This is a genomic window from Thermofilum adornatum (genome assembly GCF_000446015.1).
Lineage (GTDB): Archaea > Thermoproteota > Thermoprotei > Thermofilales > Thermofilaceae > Thermofilum > Thermofilum adornatum.
The window spans coordinates 1,570,150-1,588,036 of record NC_022093.1; the positions used below are offsets into that span (position 1 = coordinate 1,570,150).

At 46.5% G+C, this 17,887-nt stretch carries 17 protein-coding genes; 12 read left to right on the forward strand and 5 right to left on the reverse strand.

All coding sequences use genetic code 11. The annotated features are described in order from the left end of the window. The first annotated feature begins 1 nt into the window (after position 1). The 4 genes from N186_RS08465 (at position 2) to N186_RS08485 (ending at position 3,796) form a co-directional block, all read left to right on the forward strand. On the forward strand, positions 2-934 hold the full coding sequence (locus N186_RS08465; protein WP_020963398.1) for a DHHA1 domain-containing protein: 933 nt from the start codon (positions 2-4) through the stop codon (positions 932-934). A gap of 579 nt (positions 935-1,513) precedes the next feature. Next, entirely contained in the window at positions 1,514-1,909 is a 396-nt protein-coding gene (locus N186_RS08475) for a MarR family transcriptional regulator (RefSeq protein WP_020963400.1), read from the forward strand. 10 nt (positions 1,910-1,919) lie between these two features. Then, positions 1,920-2,720 carry a UbiA family prenyltransferase gene (locus N186_RS08480; protein ID WP_020963401.1) on the forward strand — a complete coding sequence of 267 codons (801 nt, stop codon included), beginning with the start codon at positions 1,920-1,922 and terminating at the stop codon, positions 2,718-2,720. Beyond that, entirely contained in the window at positions 2,705-3,796 is a 1,092-nt protein-coding gene (locus N186_RS08485; protein ID WP_020963402.1) for a glycosyltransferase family 4 protein, read from the forward strand. The genes N186_RS08480 and N186_RS08485 overlap by 16 nt, the downstream gene beginning before the upstream one ends. A gap of 55 nt (positions 3,797-3,851) precedes the next feature. Here N186_RS08485 and N186_RS08490 read toward each other — a convergent pair whose 3' ends face one another. Continuing rightward, positions 3,852-4,571 (reverse strand): TrmB family transcriptional regulator, encoded by a 720-nt coding sequence (locus tag N186_RS08490; RefSeq protein WP_020963403.1) that lies wholly within the window; start codon positions 4,569-4,571, stop codon positions 3,852-3,854. A 57-nt stretch (positions 4,572-4,628) separates the two neighbouring features. On the opposite strand from N186_RS08490, the gene N186_RS08495 reads away from it, so the two are divergent. The 6 genes from N186_RS08495 to N186_RS08520 all read left to right on the forward strand — a co-directional run bounded on the left by N186_RS08495 (position 4,629) and on the right by N186_RS08520 (position 12,566). After that, positions 4,629-5,552 carry an ABC transporter ATP-binding protein gene (locus tag N186_RS08495; protein WP_020963404.1) on the forward strand — a complete coding sequence of 308 codons (924 nt, stop codon included), beginning with the start codon at positions 4,629-4,631 and terminating at the stop codon, positions 5,550-5,552. A 6-nt stretch (positions 5,553-5,558) separates the two neighbouring features. Beyond that, positions 5,559-6,659 (forward strand): ABC transporter permease, encoded by a 1,101-nt coding sequence (locus N186_RS08500; RefSeq protein WP_020963405.1) that lies wholly within the window; start codon positions 5,559-5,561, stop codon positions 6,657-6,659. 1 nt (position 6,660) lies between these two features. Continuing rightward, on the forward strand, positions 6,661-9,174 hold the full coding sequence (locus tag N186_RS08505; protein WP_020963406.1) for a COG1361 S-layer family protein: 2,514 nt from the start codon (positions 6,661-6,663) through the stop codon (positions 9,172-9,174). 127 nt (positions 9,175-9,301) lie between these two features. Next, on the forward strand, positions 9,302-9,820 hold the full coding sequence (locus tag N186_RS08510) for a hypothetical protein (RefSeq protein ID WP_020963407.1): 519 nt from the start codon (positions 9,302-9,304) through the stop codon (positions 9,818-9,820). A gap of 4 nt (positions 9,821-9,824) precedes the next feature. Then, positions 9,825-11,333 carry a P-loop NTPase family protein gene (locus N186_RS08515; protein WP_148682181.1) on the forward strand — a complete coding sequence of 503 codons (1,509 nt, stop codon included), beginning with the start codon at positions 9,825-9,827 and terminating at the stop codon, positions 11,331-11,333. A 243-nt stretch (positions 11,334-11,576) separates the two neighbouring features. Next, positions 11,577-12,566, forward strand: coding sequence for an alcohol dehydrogenase catalytic domain-containing protein (locus N186_RS08520; RefSeq protein WP_020963410.1), 990 nt, complete (start codon positions 11,577-11,579; stop codon positions 12,564-12,566). 263 nt (positions 12,567-12,829) lie between these two features. On the opposite strand, the gene N186_RS08525 is transcribed toward N186_RS08520, so the two are convergent. Continuing rightward, positions 12,830-13,630: a hypothetical protein gene (locus N186_RS08525; RefSeq protein ID WP_020963411.1), complete on the reverse strand. Its 801-nt coding sequence runs from the start codon at positions 13,628-13,630 to the stop codon at positions 12,830-12,832. Positions 13,631-13,654: 24 nt separating this feature from the next. Further along, positions 13,655-14,932: an APC family permease gene (locus N186_RS08530; RefSeq protein ID WP_020963412.1), complete on the reverse strand. Its 1,278-nt coding sequence runs from the start codon at positions 14,930-14,932 to the stop codon at positions 13,655-13,657. 147 nt (positions 14,933-15,079) lie between these two features. On the opposite strand from N186_RS08530, the gene N186_RS08535 reads away from it, so the two are divergent. Further along, positions 15,080-15,466 carry a hypothetical protein gene (locus tag N186_RS08535; protein ID WP_020963413.1) on the forward strand — a complete coding sequence of 129 codons (387 nt, stop codon included), beginning with the start codon at positions 15,080-15,082 and terminating at the stop codon, positions 15,464-15,466. 47 nt (positions 15,467-15,513) lie between these two features. Then, positions 15,514-16,884: an alpha-glucosidase/alpha-galactosidase gene (locus tag N186_RS08540; protein ID WP_020963414.1), complete on the forward strand. Its 1,371-nt coding sequence runs from the start codon at positions 15,514-15,516 to the stop codon at positions 16,882-16,884. A 173-nt stretch (positions 16,885-17,057) separates the two neighbouring features. Here N186_RS08540 and N186_RS08545 read toward each other — a convergent pair whose 3' ends face one another. Both N186_RS08545 and N186_RS08550 read right to left on the reverse strand, forming a co-directional pair. Beyond that, positions 17,058-17,474, reverse strand: a complete 417-nt coding sequence (locus N186_RS08545) for a PIN domain-containing protein (protein WP_052885580.1) — start codon at positions 17,472-17,474, stop codon at positions 17,058-17,060. Further along, positions 17,455-17,697 (reverse strand): AbrB/MazE/SpoVT family DNA-binding domain-containing protein, encoded by a 243-nt coding sequence (locus N186_RS08550; RefSeq protein ID WP_020963416.1) that lies wholly within the window; start codon positions 17,695-17,697, stop codon positions 17,455-17,457. Before N186_RS08550 ends, N186_RS08545 begins: the two co-directional genes overlap by 20 nt. Positions 17,698-17,887: the final 190 nt, after the last annotated feature.

Below are 17,887 nucleotides of genomic sequence, written 5' to 3' on the forward strand. Positions count from 1 at the left end.
CGTGGATACTGTCATCCTGGCGCATGGGGACGCTGATGGCGTAACTTCTGCCGCTATAGCGAAGAGCATCTATAGGGATGCAGAGGTCTACTTCACACATCCCGTCGGTCTGCTCGGAGACCTGAGGGAGTTCGCCCTCGGCAAAGAGCTCGTAATAATCCAGGACATAGCTATCGACGAGCGGAACCTAGAAGAGTTGCTACAGCTATTAGGCTCCATTGATTCCAGGATAATCTATATTGATCACCACCCAGACAATGGTGCGGTGGACAGGCTTAAAAGCACAGGAGTGACAGTTGTACACGAGGAGGGGGCTTCTGCGGCGGAGCTGTCCTATAGGTTTCTTAATCCTCCACGTGAAATGAGCAGGGTAGCAGTCTACGGCGCGATAGGCGACCACATGATGTCTACCCCATGGTACCTTGAAATGCTCGAAACCTGGGACGTCAAGACACTCTTCTTCGAAGCTGGTACACTTGTTTTGGCTCTAGAGGCAATAGGGAGAAACTACGAAGAGAAAAGAAAACTTGTCCAGTATCTAGCAGAAAACAAGCTCCCATCACAAGACCCACAACTAGTTGAAAAGGCAGCCCTACAGAGCAGGCTAAACGAGGAGCTTAGGCTACGCGTAGCGAAAGAGGCCATCGTCCTGGGAAACGTTGCTTACATAATAGACCCTGGGGGAAGCCTCGGCACAGCTGCTTTCTATGCAAGGGTCGAGAAAAACGTGAAGGTCGGCGTCGCAGTAGAAAAGAGGAAAGACCTCTGCGTCATGAGCCTTAGGTCAACAAGCCAGGTAGACCTCAACACTTTGCTCAGAAAAATAGCTGTAGAGCTTGGAGGCCACGGCGGAGGACACCGACAAGCGGCCGGTGCAAGGATACCGTGCTCCAACCTTGGAAGCTTCCTAGAGAAGCTAGCCAAACATGTCTAATTAGTATCTAAGTGACGTCAGTCAAGATAATTATAGCGGGCGAACACGAGAACTGAGAATAATAATGCTTCGACTATTGTTGTTTATGTTATTCTTTTTATGAGGTTCAGCAAGTTATTTATCTGGTAATGATCATTGTGAAAAAGAATAAAGTTACTATGAAAAAGATAGATAAAAGGGGAAGAGATGCAGACCTAACTAAATACTTTGACAGCGTAGAGGTTGAGGTGACAAATTTTGAGGATTATCACGAGCTGAGAAGTGAGCTCCGTGAGGTATGGACACGAATGTGTTTCTCTATGGAGTTCTAAAAACCAAGAAGAAGACATACGGATAGAGAACGGGAAGTAGAAGAAAAAATAGAAGGATGATAGCTAGAGTAAACAAAGGCAAGAGTTGGAAAGATTCAGTTGCTTGCTCACCAAGGCTTTATGGTTTTCGACGCCAATACGTTTATCCTAGACATTTAAATGTGGAAAAGCTTTTTCGGGGGACGCATGGCGGCAAGATAGGTTACAGTCTTCATACTCCTTTTTGGAACCGGAATAAATTTAAACTGGTTCAATTTTAAACCGGTATATGCTCGATGAAGAGTTCGAAGTGCTCTACGAGGTACTCTTATATCCAAGCATCAATGTAAATAAGCTTTATCAGAGCCTAAGCGGGAAAATCTCGAAGGTAAAGCTCATATCGCTTATCAAGAGGCTAAGCGACCTTGGCCTCATTAGGACTGTGAGGGACCCCAGGCACAAACAGAGGATCATGCTTTTTCTCAGGGAAGACATCCAGGCCCTTGCACAGAGATTCCTTATAGAACCAATCAATGATAAGGGCCGGGACGTGGTCAAGGAAGCGGAAAGGCTTATCAGGAGCTACATGGAGGTTGCCTCCAGTGTACGGGACCCCGTCGCAAAAGAGTTTCTGAAAAAACTGGTAACAGTAGAGGTAGACAGGTTGCTTTCGCTTGTCATGTAGGTGTCCCGCTATGCCCATGTTATTGAAGTGTGCCCTGCTTGTCTCTAGGCCAAGGGGGTGGAGGGCTTACCTCTGGATGGGGTTGCTAGGAATTCTCCAGGGCAAGCCCGAGCCCCAAATAGCTTTGGTGGGGCTGTATTCGCTTGTGTCTTTCCTTGCCACCGCCTTCGCTGTGAACAACTATTTCGACGTGGGGTCGGACATGCTTAACCCGAAAAAGTACAACCCGTTTATTGGGCACTGCGACAGGAGGGCTCTCTATGTTGTCCTACTTAACCAGGCTGTTGCCCTAGCCTTGGTAGCCTTGTTGACCCCTCTTTCCAGCTTCCTAGTTTATCTCTCCACTGTTGTTCTAGGTGTGGCTTATAGTTCTCCGCCTTTTAGGCTAAAGGCAAGAACCGGGCTAGAGCTGGTATCCCACATGCTGTATTTCGGGATACTCCTATTTTTGTTTGGCGCGTTGCTTTCTCATGTTCAGTTTAGCCAGCAAACCGTTGCAATAGCCCTAGTTATAGGTGTTTACTCTGCGTTTTTGCAGTTGCGCAACCTGAGGGACGACAGGGAGTTCGACGGGCTAATTGGAGACAAGACGCTCTTTGTAAGGTACCCAAATTTTTCGGCTCTGCTCCTCTATTCTACAGCGGCTTTGTCCCTTCTTGGTTCAGTATATGTTTTGCCCGTAAGCCTTGCTGTGGCCCTACCTGTTGCTGTAATCTTTGGCTGGAAGTATGGCTGGGAGAGGCTTGTCGATTCCTTTGTCGCTGTCTCGCTCAGCCTTCAAGTGGTGGCTAGGCTATGCACGTGCTTCTAGTGTCTGAGTGGGGCCCATGTAGGCATGGAGGCGTGGCTTCCCAGGTTTCCCTCCTCGAAAACTGGCTCAAGCAGAGGAGCTACCAGGTAAGCGTGCTATGCAACCATGGCTGCTGCAAGGGTTCTGGCCATGTAGAGGCTTCAAGCCTCCTGCCACTAGACCATTACTTCGCGATTCCTTCGCCCAGCTTTATCGAAGAAACAGTACGGAGGCTTAAGCCCGACGTTATCCATGTCCACCACGTCTTCACGCCGCTCTCTCTTGCAACTGGGGCCATCTGCAAGAGGCTCGAGGTTCCATGCATATTCACTAACCACTCCCTCCCACCTGTAGGCTCGCCTGACAAGTGGGCACCTCTCTCTTACGTCTCTCTGTATAGGTGGATCCTGAAACCAACCATTGCGACTGCTGTGAGCAATGCGGCGGCAGATTTCTTAAAGAGATTTCTCGGGTGGAGAAACGTAAAAGTGATACCTAATGCTGTTGACTGCGAGAAGTACAGGCCAGGCGACAGGAAAAGGGAAAACATTGTGTTGTATGTGGGTAGGCTCGTTTGGCGAAAAGGGGTACATGTGCTGGTAGAGGCATCAAGCATACTAAGCGAGACGAGTAGAGACACCAAAATTATCATTGCCGGCGACGGCTACATGAAGCCCTACCTTCAAGCAATAGCACCCAATGACGAAAGGGTTCTTTTCCTTGGCGAGGTAGATGAACAAAGAAAAATCAAGCTATACCAGGAGTCGAAGGTCTTCGTGTTGCCTAGCCTTGGAGGCGAAAGCTTTGGCGTGGTGCTAATAGAGTCATTTGCCTCCGGGACACCGGTCGTAGCCTCTAGAGTGGGAGGCATACCAGAAATCGTCGACCACTATGTCAACGGCTTACTGACCAGACCCGGGGATGCAAGAGACCTTGCAAAAGCAATAAAGCTTCTCCTAGACGACGAGGAGCTGTGGAGCCGCCTCTCGTATAATGCGAGGAAAAAAGCCGAAGAAAAATACTCGATAAGAAATATTGGAAGAATGTATGAAGAAACATATATCGAGACTCTGGAGAAAAATAAGGTTCAGAACTAATATTGATGTCTTTCCAGAATTCTCAATGTTTGACATTTATTATTTTTTATTATTTTTAAATCGACTCTGCCATTCCTGGATTCTCGGCGTTTTTCCATATTCTCATAAAGTATTCAGTAGCAGCGCTTGCAATTTCTCTGTCAAGCACGAGTACGCCGCTCGTTTTTTCATGTAAGCTAAGCAATGAGAAGTGGAGTATAAGCTTCGAGCTGTCAGCAATGATAATATCTAAGGGGGAGTTGAGTTGGGCTTTTCTCCATTCCCCGTAGCGCGGAGCCTGCATATCTATGTCTATGACTCCTTTTATTTTCCCCTTGGAGACCAGGCTTTTTATATTCTCAAATAGCCTCTCAGAGGATATGACCATGTATACTTCGCTTGAGTCGGCTAAAAGGTTTCGTATAGCCTTTATGAGAGCTGTGAAATTTCTAATAACATAGATTCCCGTCGCTACAGATCCAGCTTTTTCGAGAGTCTTTAGTTTCTCTTCGGCCTCTTTAAGCCTTTCCTCTATCTTTCTTTTCTCTATTGCAATGGCTTCTTCGACCTTCTTTGGAGCATAAACTAAAGGGGACCGTGAAACCACCATTGCCCACCCTCGGGCTTCTAGCTTTTTTAGAGCATCGTAGACCTTTGTGTATGGGATATTAGTTGCACTGCTTATTTCTCTGGGTGTAAGTTCGCCCATAGCTAGAAGGGCAGCATAGGCCTTTGCCTCGTAGTCTGAGAAACCTAACTTCCTTAGAACCTCGACAGCATCTCTGAATTCACTCATATTAACTTTTTACCGTGAAAAAAGTATATAAAGATTCTGAAAATTTGATCAGAAGCGATGACCATAGCAATCGAGGCTGTCAATCTCGTCAAAGTCTTTGGGGGATTTAGGGCAGTTGATGGTGTAAACCTCAAAGTAGAAGAAGGAACGATTTTTGGTCTACTCGGACCAAACGGAGCTGGCAAATCTACAACAATCAGGCTCATTCTAGGCCTTCTCAAGCCTACTTCTGGCTATGTGAAAGTCTTTGGAATAAGCGTTGAAAAGAACCGCAAAGAAGTTCTAAAGATAACAGGTTACATGCCTCAGCAATTTAGCTTGTATGAAGACTTGACAGTAGAGGAAAATATGCGTCTCTATGCATCAATGTATGGTATTAAAAGTAAAGAAGCCAACGAGAGGATACAGCAACTCATGGACGAATTTAATTTAAGAGAAATTAGGAATAGGCTTGCAGGTAAACTGAGTGGAGGGATGAAGCAGAGATTAGCGTTGGCAGTGGCCCTCATACATAATCCCAAATTACTGGTCGTAGATGAACCAACCGCGGGTGTAGATCCGCCTCTAAGAAGGTATTTCTGGGAGAAGTTTAGAGAGCTGAAACGCCGAGGAGTAACTATCCTCGTGACTACCCACTACATGGATGAGGCAGAAAACTGTGACAGGATCGCCCTAATGAGTAGGGGACGCGTAGCCGCTGAGGGTACACCTCTCCAGATCAAGAGACTTGCTTTTGGAGGAGACCTTGTAGAGTTGGTTGTAGAAGGAGACCCCCGTCCAAAGCTAATCAACCTTGATGCCCAGATTTTAGAATTTGAAAAGGACGGATCCTATAGCAGGCTAAGACTACTTGTGTCTGATGCCTCCGAGAAGCTTGTCCTTTTGACGAAGAATTTCGAAAAGGAAGGTATCAAGGTGGTTCGAGCTTACGCCGTGTATGTTAGCTTGGAAGACGCCTTCATTAGGCTCACAAGTAGGTGATTATCTATGGGAGCTCTCACTGCGCTGGTTATAAAGGATGTCAAGCAGCTTCTTAGAGACCCAAGGTCTTTAACCATGATTCTCCTCATGCCTCTAGCTGTAATGGCAATGTTCGTTGCAGGTTACGGCGAAGAAAAAAGCACAATCCCTATAGTCATAGTTAACTTGGATAGGGGCACTGCCTCATGGCAACTGATTGAGGCTTTGAGGACGAGTAGTACCTTCTCTATTGTTGCTTATGCCTCATCTATTGAGGCCGGTAAAAGCCTTGTACAGAGAGGAGTAGCTTACGCTGCTGTAGTTATCCCAGAAAACTTCACATATGATGTTTCTAGGGGACGTAGCACGCGGATCATTACAATTCTCGATGCAGCCTATGCAACTGTCTCAGAGCTAGTGTGGCAGTGGACCGTTGTCTCTACGCAGAGCTTTATGAAAAAAGCGTCAGAGCTTTACGGCACCTTCTATATAGAAGTACAGGAAGAAACAGTTTATGGCCCAAAAGTTAGCGCTGTGGATAGCTTCACTTCGACAATAATGGGTATTCTCCTTCACCTCGTTCCAATGAGCCTTATAGCTGTTTCAATTAGCCGTGAGAGAGAACGTAAAACATTTGAACAACTTATTATGGCTCCCATTTCGAGCTGGCACGTTGTTTTTGGGAAGTTTCTCGCATACGCATTGGTGACAGTAGCTGACCTAGCCGTTACCCTCGCCTTTGCTGTTTATCTTCTAGGAGTAAGAGTAAAAGGTGACCTCTTCTCGCTTCTAATAGTCTCTTTGCTTATGTTGCTCTGCTCCCTAGCCATGGGGCTACTTATTTCTGCGGCATCCCGCAACCAGCTTCAAGCATATCAGGCAGCCATTTTCGTCTTTATCCCCTCAATGCTCTTTTCTGGATTCTTTAGGCCTGTAGAATTGCTGTCTCCGGACGTTCAACTAGTCAGCAGATTGTTGCCTCTTTACTATTTCTTCAGGGCTTTCAGGAATATCCAGCTTAGAGGATGGTCGCTTTTTGACGTATCTTGGGACTGTCTAACACTCGGATTATTCACGTTTATCTTCTTGTTAGCTGCTGTTAGAGTTTTAAGATTAAAGGTGGAATAATATGAGATGGAAAACAATTATTATAGGAATAGTGATCTTAATAGTACTCCGCATGCTTATAGCGCATGCTCAGCCAGTTTTCTCGCTGAATGATTCCTACTGGCAGGCTCCTCCAATGAGCGGCGTCAATGATACGCTGTACGTTATCCTAGAGCATGAGAGCCTTGGCGAAAATGTATCTCTAAATGCAACTCTAACAATACAGGGAGTCGCCCGATCAAACCTCACTGCGAATGCAAGCTATGTTGGGTATCTCGGTCAAGGAGCGCTCCTTCCCCTAAAATTCCAGGTAAATATTCCCAGCGGGGACCTAGCTTCATATTATCCGGCCCAGCTTCTAATTCAGTGTAACAATACATCTACTATTATCAATTTCAACGTCGGCTTCTCTGGCGGCCCCTCATTTACTGTAACATCTGATAAACAGGTTTTGTCAAAAGGAGAAAACAACTCAGTAACAATCACAGTCAAGGTGATGGGTGCTCCCGCAAGAAATGTTGAAGTACGCGTTACTCCTGCAAGCGCCTTTGTTACTGTTCTTGGAGAGTCTCTAAGCCGAAAAGGTCTTGTAAATGTAGGAGAGACCCTTACCCTGCCAATCAACGTAATGGTTGATAGCTCCGCGGGAGACAGCGTTGCTCTAACCGTCACAATTTCCTCTGAAGATTTTACCAGGACACTAACTACTCAAACTGTAACCATTGGCTTTCAGGTTGTGAGAACTCGAGGTCTACCATTCTTTACCCTCACACTAACTCCAAATATTATTTCATCAGGTCAGAGGACACAGGCATACCTGTACATTACCAATACTGGTCCTAGCCCTGCAAAAGATGTTAGAGTCTCAGTCTCTGGTCTTTCGCCTGGCCTAGCAGTGCTCTCTGGTTCATCGGCGTCACTGGGCGACTTTGCTCCAGGAGAAACAAAAGTTCTACCGCTTGTTATAAGGGCTGACAGAACCGCTGTCGGTGTAGCCCAGCTTCAATTATCCTTTTCCTTTTTCGATGAGAGTGGGAATCCCCATACGAGTATGTTGAATGTTGGCTTCGAAGTTGCAAGGTCTCCCACACCAATTCTATCTATTAGCTTACTGAACGGGACACTTCCATATGGCTTGAACTCCAAACTCGCAGCATCGATTATCAATATCGGAGATGCAACAGCACAAGACATAACAGTTGACGCTAGTCCGGGACCAGGCGTGTATGTTTTGGGAACTTCACGTTCACGGATTAAGCAACTAAGCCCAGGAGCAAGCTCCTTGATTACTTTAATGGTCAGATCTACCTCATTGGAGGGGTCGGGGACTCTGAGTTTTCGAATACACTACTATGACGATTACGGCAATGCCTATGACGACATAATCCAAGTTTCGTTTAATGTTAGCCGTAGCGGCGCAGAGATAAAGTTGATCCTGCTTAATGAAACACTTCATCCAAACCAAGTTAACAGAGTTCTTCTCCTGATAAACAACACGGGATCAATAGACGTAAAGAATCTCACCTTGACACTGACTTCTCAGAGCCCAGACATAGGATCCGTTATTGGGCCCTCAAATATACACCTTGGTTCGCTACCACATGGAAATTCAACCCTAGTTACATTCAATGTATTTGTACAGCCAAAAGTATACGGCGCCTTACAGCTCCTTGCAGCCGTTTCTTATACTTTAACAGACGGGAGGTTTGCCAGAGATGTGTATACTCTCGGCTTTGAAGTGCATGGAGACTGGGAACTAAGTGTCTCCTCTGTCACCACAGTCCCTACGGCAATCTTTCCAGGAGACAACCAGGTAATGCTTCGGGTTACTTTCGTAAACTCGGGGGACTATATGGCGAAAAATGTACAGGTTGACTTCCTAGGAGACCAATGGGTGAAGCCCAGCTCGGCAAGTAGCGCAGAGGCCTTTATTCCATACTTGCCTGTAGGACAGACTGTGACAATTAACTTTCTGGCCGATATACGTAGCGATGCACCAATAGGCAATCATAGACTTGCTGTGAATGCAAGCGGGCGTACCATATATTTTACGTTAACAGTACTCGAGAAGGCGACTTTCAATATACGAAACGTGACAAGTCTTGAAGTGACAAGAGGTGGTAGAGGATATCGACTCGTATATGAAGTTGAGAACACGTCAAACATGACTGCCGACGACGTCCGTGTCGAGATGTTTTCACCCTTTGTCACAGGCACAACCAGCGTTTATATCGGGACTCTATCTGGACACGAGCGCAAGCTTGTAACCTTCGAGGTAGACATAGATCAGACAGCACCTATAGGCGAGCTGCCCGTAGACTTCAGGGTGTCCTGGACACAGGAAAACAGAAACCTTGATCAATACATTCGCAACTCAATCCATGTAAATCCGCCTAAACCTATCTCTAACCTGGTCTTCGTGGCCCTGATCCTCATATTCTTGGTTCTACTTGGCTACATGAAACGGGAAACTCTCAAAACATTTATTACACGAGTTGCTAGGGCTAAGGCGGAATCAACAAAGACTAACTCATAGAGTAGTCATTATTCTCTTTCCTTGATGAGAAAGCTTTTTTGATGGGAAACGTAGCAATTAGAAAATTTGCATGTTATTACTTTTATTCCATGAAAAAATATAAATTGCGTCATATTGTTTTTATCACGTGAGAAAGAGAAGCATCTCATCGGTCTTCTACTTAAAGCCCCGACAAGTAAAGGCCGTCGTTTATCTTCCAACACTTTTGGGTGTGCGACCCTTTAGCCTTATCATCAACAAAAAAGAGGTCGACAAAATAATTTCCAAGTCGAGGAAAAGAAAGAAGTGGCTTGCCGGTGGAAAAACCGAGGCGGTCAGTTTAAGCCTCTCCAGTGACGCCCTTAGCCTACTCTTACTCGAGATCCCCGACATCTGTAAAAAGGCTGATTTCAAGAAGCTTGACGAATATGTTAAGACCTCTTATCGGCATAACACAAAGGTAAAGGAGGAGGTTTATAAGAGAGCGCTTGGGAAAGTTTTAGGAGACAAAGAGATAGCTGATGCATACCTTGGGGCCTGGCTAAAGGCAAACAACTTTGAGCTACCACCTGACGACCCGGACGCCAGCAAGGTTTCTAGCCAGTTCTATAAACTCGTCTGGAAGTTTGGAGATAGGTATGTCCTCCAAGATCCTCCATGGTGTTAAAGAAATGTTTTCTCCTAAAAGTCTACCATTGTCCATAAAAAGTGTGGAAGAATATAGGCGCTACGTTAAAACTTACGGCAAGCTTCCTACAAAGACCTTCAACGATATCGTAGGCCACATAGAGTCGGAAAACAGAGGACTGTATTTGTTGTTGATGCCTCCGGGGAGCGGGAAATCCTTCATACTCTTCCAGTTGCTTGATGAATTCACGGCTAAAGGCCCAGTTTTATTTGAATCATTCAGCAACAGTTCAGAGAAATTTAAAAGCTTCGTAAATACTCTCGAAGTTCGACTAGCCCAATCCATTGCTAACTGGGTTCATACGGTGACGGGGAAGACAATCGGAGGGAACAACCCAGAACTTCTAACCGTTGCCTGTGCAATTGCGGAAGCCACAGGTGTCCACATACCTCTCTTGTTCCTTCTTGACGAAGTTCCACTGGAGAGGGAAGAGTCAAAGCTAGAGGAAAATATTCAATATATGGAGACTTTTCTTAGGAAAGCAGATGAACTTGCAGGATTCAAGATCCATGTTGTGCTGACCTCCCATGCTATATCTGCTGACTTACAGGAAAAATTTTTTGAGAAGCTAAGGGAAAGGGGAGGGCTTCAAAGATACAATAGAATCCGAACATTTAATAAGGTTGAGTTGGCTCCTGGATTCGAGGATGAAGCGAGAGATTTCGTCAAGAAACTTGCTCAAGGCTTTCTGCTGGATCCCTACCTTGTCGATACTGCAGTAGAAATGTTAAAGCGAGGCTTTGTCTTTCGCCACGTCATTAGGCTGATTGACGGGGCAAGGCGCAGAGAAGCCTCGGTCGACCTAGAAAGAGACTTGCATCACGCCCTGGTAGGTGAGCTGGAAAAGAAACTACCACAGGGCAAAGCCAACATTTCAAGCAGACCAGACCTTGTCCTTGTCGACGGGACATGTATCGAGGTAAAAGTTAGATTTTCAACTCTAGACATAAACCCGCTACAACATGCTGAATGTCCCAAGAAGCTATACATAATAGTTGCTCCTGAATCCCAAAATATCCAGGGAGCCCGCGTAATACACAGAAAAGCAGACGTAGCACAGATTGTTTCCGCACTTCAGGCTCTTAAAGCGGAAGACAAGAAGACTTATGAAGGAGTACTAGGCATCCTTGCACAAACAATCGTCACTTCTATACTTCCCGACATAACCCAGGTGCCTAAGCCACAGCCTGTCCTTGAAGACAACAGAATTAGGCTCATATGCGCAATACTGTCACAAATGTTTAGAGATTCAAAGACACAGACCCGATCATACATCGCTAAGAGTAGCGTTTTTAAAGCCCTGCTACACGAGCTAGCTCCAATTACGCCTGCAGAATACAAAGAACAACTTGAAAAATGTATGAAAAATCCCGTAGCTTCATGTGTAGACTTGGCGAGCGACATCAGCGAGAAAGTTTACGGAAAAACCATATTCAGGATCGAGGGCTCAAAGGTCTACATTGGGAACTTTTGCATTGACCAACAATTCTAAGAGCATAGTTTTTATACAGCCTAACTAATTTTATCTTAATAATGAGGGTTATTGTCAAGAGCATTGCCATCGAAGATTTTCGCGGCGTTAGACGACTAAAAGAACCACTCGAACTCGGAAAAATTCAATATTCCCCTTGAATGAGACTGGAACAGCCAGAGCTTAATTTGTCTTTCTCCTAACAAAGAGCTCGGGGATAGCCAAGTAAGAAATTATTTAAGCAACTCATGTGAGGGTATCACTGTGAAGGCCGCCTTATTGTCTGGTCCACGCTTGCTTCGGGTTACGGATGTTCCCATTCCCTCTAGACCGCAGGGCTGGGCTCTCGTGAAGACTCTCGCGGTGGGAATATGTGGGACAGATAAGGCGTTCTATACTGGGTCTTACCCCTTGTTCAAGAAGCCCCTTATACCTGGACACGAGGTTGTAGGGATAGTTGTCGAGGGGTCTAGAAGCCTAGTTGGCAGGACGGTTGTCTCAGAGATTAACTTCCCGTGCTGGAGCTGTGAGGCGTGCAGGTCTGGTATGTACACGCATTGCCCGTACAAGAAGACTCTGGGCATAGACTTTGACGGAGGGATGGCCGAGTACTTTGTCGCGCCCGAGTCTGCCCTTCACCTGGCCGAAGGCCTGGATACAGTGGTAGCAACAGAGGTTGAGCCTCTCGCCGCGTTGATACATGGGCTCAGGGTTACCCCTGTGGGGCCAGAGGACACTGTGGCGATAATTGGCACGGGGAACCTTGCATACCTATTGTACCAGCTCCTAAAGCTTAGGGGTGCAAAGCCTGTGATCATCGCGAGGAAGGGGAGCCCCAAGGCCAGCCTCCTAGTGCTTGAAGGCTTCCGCGTTGCATACGTTGAGGACACTAGCAAGTTGCTCGAGGAGACTTGGATGGGTCTAGGATTTGACGTTGTGTTCGATGTTTCTGGGGACCCATCAGCTGTAGAATTTGCCATAGACATTGCTAGGCCCCGTGGAACAGTTCACTTGAAGTCTACTCCCGGCTCCAGGAGCAACGTCAACTTGACGAGGGCAGTTGTAAAGGAAGTCAAGATTGCTACGAGTAGGTGTGGCGACTTTAGGGACTTCGAGGAGGCAATAAAGCTACTGAAAAGTGGCGCCGTTAAGCCGAAGATTACCAGCGTGTTTGTAGGCGTTGAAAGTATCCCTGAGGCTTTCGAGAAGGCACTGGAACGTGAACAGTTCAAGGTCGCTATTCGTATGATATAAAGAAAGGCAGGGGCTGTTAGATACGGGGGAACTGGAGCAAATATACAGCAAGATCATTGAGACGGCACAGAAGAAAAAGCTCATAAACACTCTGGAGATTAGCCGGGAGACGGGAATACCAGAGGAAAAAGTTAGGCTAGCATTGCTCATGCTCAGAGACATGGGAAGACTGAAAACGGAGGAAGTCAGCTGTGGCTCCACATGTGAGAATTGCCCATTTAAAAAAGTGTGTACGTTGAATTCTCCCAGCCAGGGAAGAATCTTTATTGTGGAACTGGGGGAGCATTAGTTGCTGGCGCCTGGCCGGCCTCTTTGAGGGCCTTGATTGCGCTTTCGCGTAGGATTATTAAGGCAGCTATCTGTAGGGCGGGAGCAACAAAAGATATGACTAGTATCAGGTGGGGGACCAATGACACAAAGCTTACTAGGAAAGCTAGAAGATAGAGTATACCAGCCGTCCTAAAGCCCTGTAAACTTGTCTGTGTTGACAGCTCAAAGAGAAACATTATTTCGCCTATCCAGCCGATGAGGTAAGCTATAGAGGCAACAATCGCAACGAGGACGGCACCCAGAAAGGTGAAAACCAGTGAGATAATCATACCGTTAGTTTCACTTCTACTTGAAGAAATCAATCCGTGCAGGTTGCCAATGTGGGGAGCTATACCTGCCACGAGAATTATTATGGCGAGGATTATGAGCCCTAGGAAGCCCCAGTAGCCATATTTCATTAGCTTGGCAGAAGATGAAAAAGTGGATCGCCACTTTGCGAGCGTTTCTCCAGCTGGGACTAGGCGCCCATAAATAGCTATAAGAGATAATATGATTGAAGCTAGGATTAATAGTACCTCTACAACCAAAAGCCCAGCAAAGTTCATGAAGTGCTGGCGGAGACCAGGTTCAGGGAGAGAGCTCCAGGGTTCACGACTAAGCTGAGTAAAGATAGCAAAGAGCATAGGAAATATAAGTATGAGCGATATGATTCCAAGTATCTGGGAGGCTAAAGAGAGCTCTGAGTATCCCTTCAGTAACTTGAAACCACGTCGGTAAACCTCTTGTTCAGCCATAAGTCTAAAAACATTTTTCATGATTTATATTTTACTTTTTACGTAGGTCTTGTATATGTAAAACCACACAATGCCCACAACAATGAGTATCACACCTATCTTAATGGCTGTCACCTCCACGCTGAGGGCAAGCGCCAGGCTTAGAGCCATGCCTATAAAGGCGTGTAGCGGTCGTAGGGGCGCCTTGAACGCTGGATTGAACTTTTTGTCCCTGTAGAGTCGCAGAGAGGCATAGTTGGTCAATACATGAGAGAGAAGGACAAGGAAGCTAGTAAGCATCGCTAAGCCTGAGATGTCCATAAACAATACTAGGACAAGCATGATTCCTCCTGAAAGGAGAATAGAGTAGACTGGTGTCCCAAACCTCTCGCTAACCTCTGATAGCTTTTGAGGTATCTCGTTGTTCCTTGCCATAGCAAAGAAGACCCTCGACTGGCCCATGACTGAGGTCAAGACAACACTGAATGTCGCAACAAGGCCTCCGACGCCAATAACCCAGCCTAAGCCAAGCATCTCTGCTACCTCTGCGAGGGGGGCACTGCTTGATGCGAGCCTCTGCCAGCCAGCAACACCTACGGCTGTGAATGAGACTAGCGCGTAAAGGAGGGCAGAAATGCCTAGAGCTAAGAGGATTGCTCGCGGGATATTTTTCTCGGGATCCCTCACTTCTTCTGCCATTGTCGCGATCCTAGGGAAACCTATATAGGCAAAGTAGAATAGGGACGCAGCCTCTAAGACGGGCATAAAGCCTCTCGGCATAAATGGAGTGAAGTTTTCTGCCTGAACAGCGAGCAAGCCTACTGCGACAAGCAGGATCAAGACCAAGACCTTGATAGCTACAAAGACATTGTTTACCCATGCAGATAGCTTTGCCCCTAAAATATTGATCAGAGTAACAAAGACGACTAGCAAAGCTGCAACAATGTGGAAGTCAAGTCCATGTATGAAAAAAGACAAGTAGAAAGCGAAGCCCTGGCTCGCCGTGGCGCCAAGCACAATGTTTCCTGCTACCCACATCCAGCCCATAAGGAAGCCGACCAGTGGATGTATCAAGGTGTGGCCATACTCGTAGACGCCGCCAGACTTCGGGAGGGCAGAGCCCAGTTCACAGAAGCTCAAAGCAGTAAAGGACGCGCTTATGCCGGCAATTACGACTGACAGGACGACGGCTGGGCCTGCTAGGCCAGCAGCGATACCTATGAGTACGAAGATCCCTGCACCAATAATTGCGCCTAGCCCTACCGAAAGAGCGTCTATGAGACCGAGCTCTCTTTTTAGTGGAGTGTCTACCTGGTTTGACACATGGGAATTCCAATGTGCGCAGATATATACTTATGTTTTTCAAATACTCATAGAAAAATGTGTATTTTTAGGGGAGCAAATCATTTGAAAAAACTTTTCATATACAACGTCACATTTATTAAAATCAATTCATATATTTATTGTATAATGGCAGTCCAGTGGTGCGTAAAAGCAGTCAAAGACTATGTAGACAAGTGTTCTGAAACACTTTCTAGGGAAGAGTGCGCCAAGAGAGCAGAGGAAACAGTTGGCACGTGGACATACAGGGTCAACTATTCCTTCTTTATTTCAGGCGTATTCACTAGGGTCCTACAGAGATTCATGCCAGACGTAGCCTGGAAAATCCACGACACCCTGGTAACAAGGCCGAGGCAGAGGATAGCTTTCGACGAGCAACTATACCTCAACCTTCTCAGGGTCTTCAGCGAGATAGAGAAAAGCCCACCGTCGCCAGAGGACAGGATACATGCAAGGAAGCTTAGAGAACTAATAGAGACAGCTCTCAGGCTTAGAAGCTCAATAGAAAGAGTATAAAACATTAATCAAATAAAGATTTATTAAAGTAGCCACAAAAGATACACGTGGCAAGGATAAAAATAGGAGTAATAGGCGCGGGAAGCGTTGCCTGGAGCTCAAAACTGATACACGACCTTCTACACATGCCTACTCTTTACGGGAGCAAGGTATACCTGATGGACATAAACGAGGAGAGGCTCAGGCTTCTAAAGGGCTTCGCCGAGAGATATATGTCCGAGATAGGTGGAAACTACGAGTTCATAACTACCACAGACAGATTGGAGGCTATTAGGGACGCGGACATAGTAATAAACACTGCGATGTATGGCGGCCACCAGTATTATGAGGAGATGCGCAGGATAAGCGAGAAGCACGGCTATTATCGTGGAGTAAACAGTACAGAGTGGAACATGGTCAGCGACTACCACACTATCTGGGGCTACTACCAGTGGAAGCTAGCAATGGACATAGCGGGGGAGACAGAGGAATACGCGCCAAACGCCTGGCTAATACAGCTAGCGAACCCAGTATTCGAGCTGACGACCCTAATTGCCCGTGAAACAAAGGCTAGGGTGATAGGGCTGTGCCACGGACACATGGGATACAGGGAGATAGCCCACACTATTGGCCTGGACCCAGACAAGGTGGACTTCGAGGCCATAGGGTTCAACCACGTCATATGGCTTACTAGGTTCAGGTACAACGGGGAGGACGCTTACCCACTCATAGACAAGTGGATAGAGGAGAAGGCTGAAGAGTACTGGCAGGAGTGGAGAAAGACACAGGTAAACCCCTTCGACATCCAGATGTCGCCGGCGGCAGTAGACATGTATAGGCGGTACGGCTTGTTCCCAGTTGGAGACACTGTGAGGGGAGGCACGTGGATGTACCACTGGAACCTAGAGACAAAGAAGCAGTGGTTTGGGCCGACCGGCGGCCCAGACAGCGAGATAGGCTGGGAAATATACCTGACCCACGGCGAGGCCTGGCTAGAAGAGCTAGAAGAGGCTCTCAAAAACAACAGCCCATTGGCGCCGATGTTCCCCAAGGGATTGACGGGCGAAACAATAGTTCCCCTCATAAATTCACTCATACACGACGAGCCAGGTACATACCAGGTTAATGTGCTAAACATGGGGGCAATCGAGGGGTTGCCAGACAACATCGCCGTAGAGATACCAGCTACCGTAGACGGGAAAGGGGTGAAGCGCCCACAGGGGCTAAGGCTACCGGGAAGAATAATGAAGCTCGTACTCTGGCCAAGAATGCTCAGGGCAGAAATGGCCATAGAGGGCTTCCTAGAGGGCGGATTCCAGGTCCTAGTCGACTGGCTAATGCTCGACCCAAGAACAAAAAGCGAGAAACAAGCCGAACAAGCATGGCAAGAAATACTCTCCATCCCCGGAAACGAAGAAATGAAAAAACACTACAGATAGTATTTTTAATTTCGTCATTTCGATAACCGTTCCTTTTACATGACGCGCGCAGAATCTCATGTAGACAAGAAATGCCAATAAACGAGAGCACGACTTAAAAGCGAGGAGGCTATCAGAAAGCTTTAGTGCTAGCTCGCTATGTGTATTTCTCTTTGCTTAGATCTTTTACTCCCCTACAATGTCTCGGGAACTAATGCCACACCTATATTGGATGCTTGCCTCCTCAGCTTTTCATCGAAGGTCGCTAGTGGAACATTTCTTCGCAGAGCTACTGAAAGAAAGATTTTGTCGTTGAAGCATGAGAGAGACAGGCCCTCATCTACAAGTGTAGAGATAGCCCAGCGGATCTCATCTAAGCCCTCCCTCACCAATACGGACTTCTCGGAGGTAATATACTCGAGTACCTTGTCCCGAGCATCAGCTGTACTCATTTTTAACCCCTTCAGGAACCAAGCATACTCGTAGATGACTATTAGGGGGATTATCCACCGGTTTAAACTGTCAAGTATATGGGAAGCCTCCTTGTGGTAGAGAGAATCCTCAAAGGTATCGTAGACAAGGATATTTGTGTCAATCACCGCCTCCGGCAATGTTTTCACCCAGCCCTTTAGCGATTATCCCATCAATTTCTTCCGGAGTAAGGGGTCTTCCAGCTCTAAAAGTCTTCCTCTTCAGAACTTTTTTCTCCATAATGATTCTCCCCTTTTCATCCACATACATGTCCAGGTAGTCGCCGATCTGCAGTCCCAATGCTTCACGTATCTCTTTTGGAATCGTTACTTGAAAACTCCTCGTTATTTTACTTCTCTTCACAGTAACTCTTTAAAAATTACTTCTATAAAAACATTTCTACTTTATTCCATAGAATCCTCCGAGAATAGAGATTTTTTCCTTACCACCTTGTTATCGGTTAGCTGTGCCTTGGCACGCGCAAAAAATGTATAGGAAACGGCTAGGAGGAACCGAGAGTTCTACAGATGTAACGTTTAAGCTGTCTTTCACA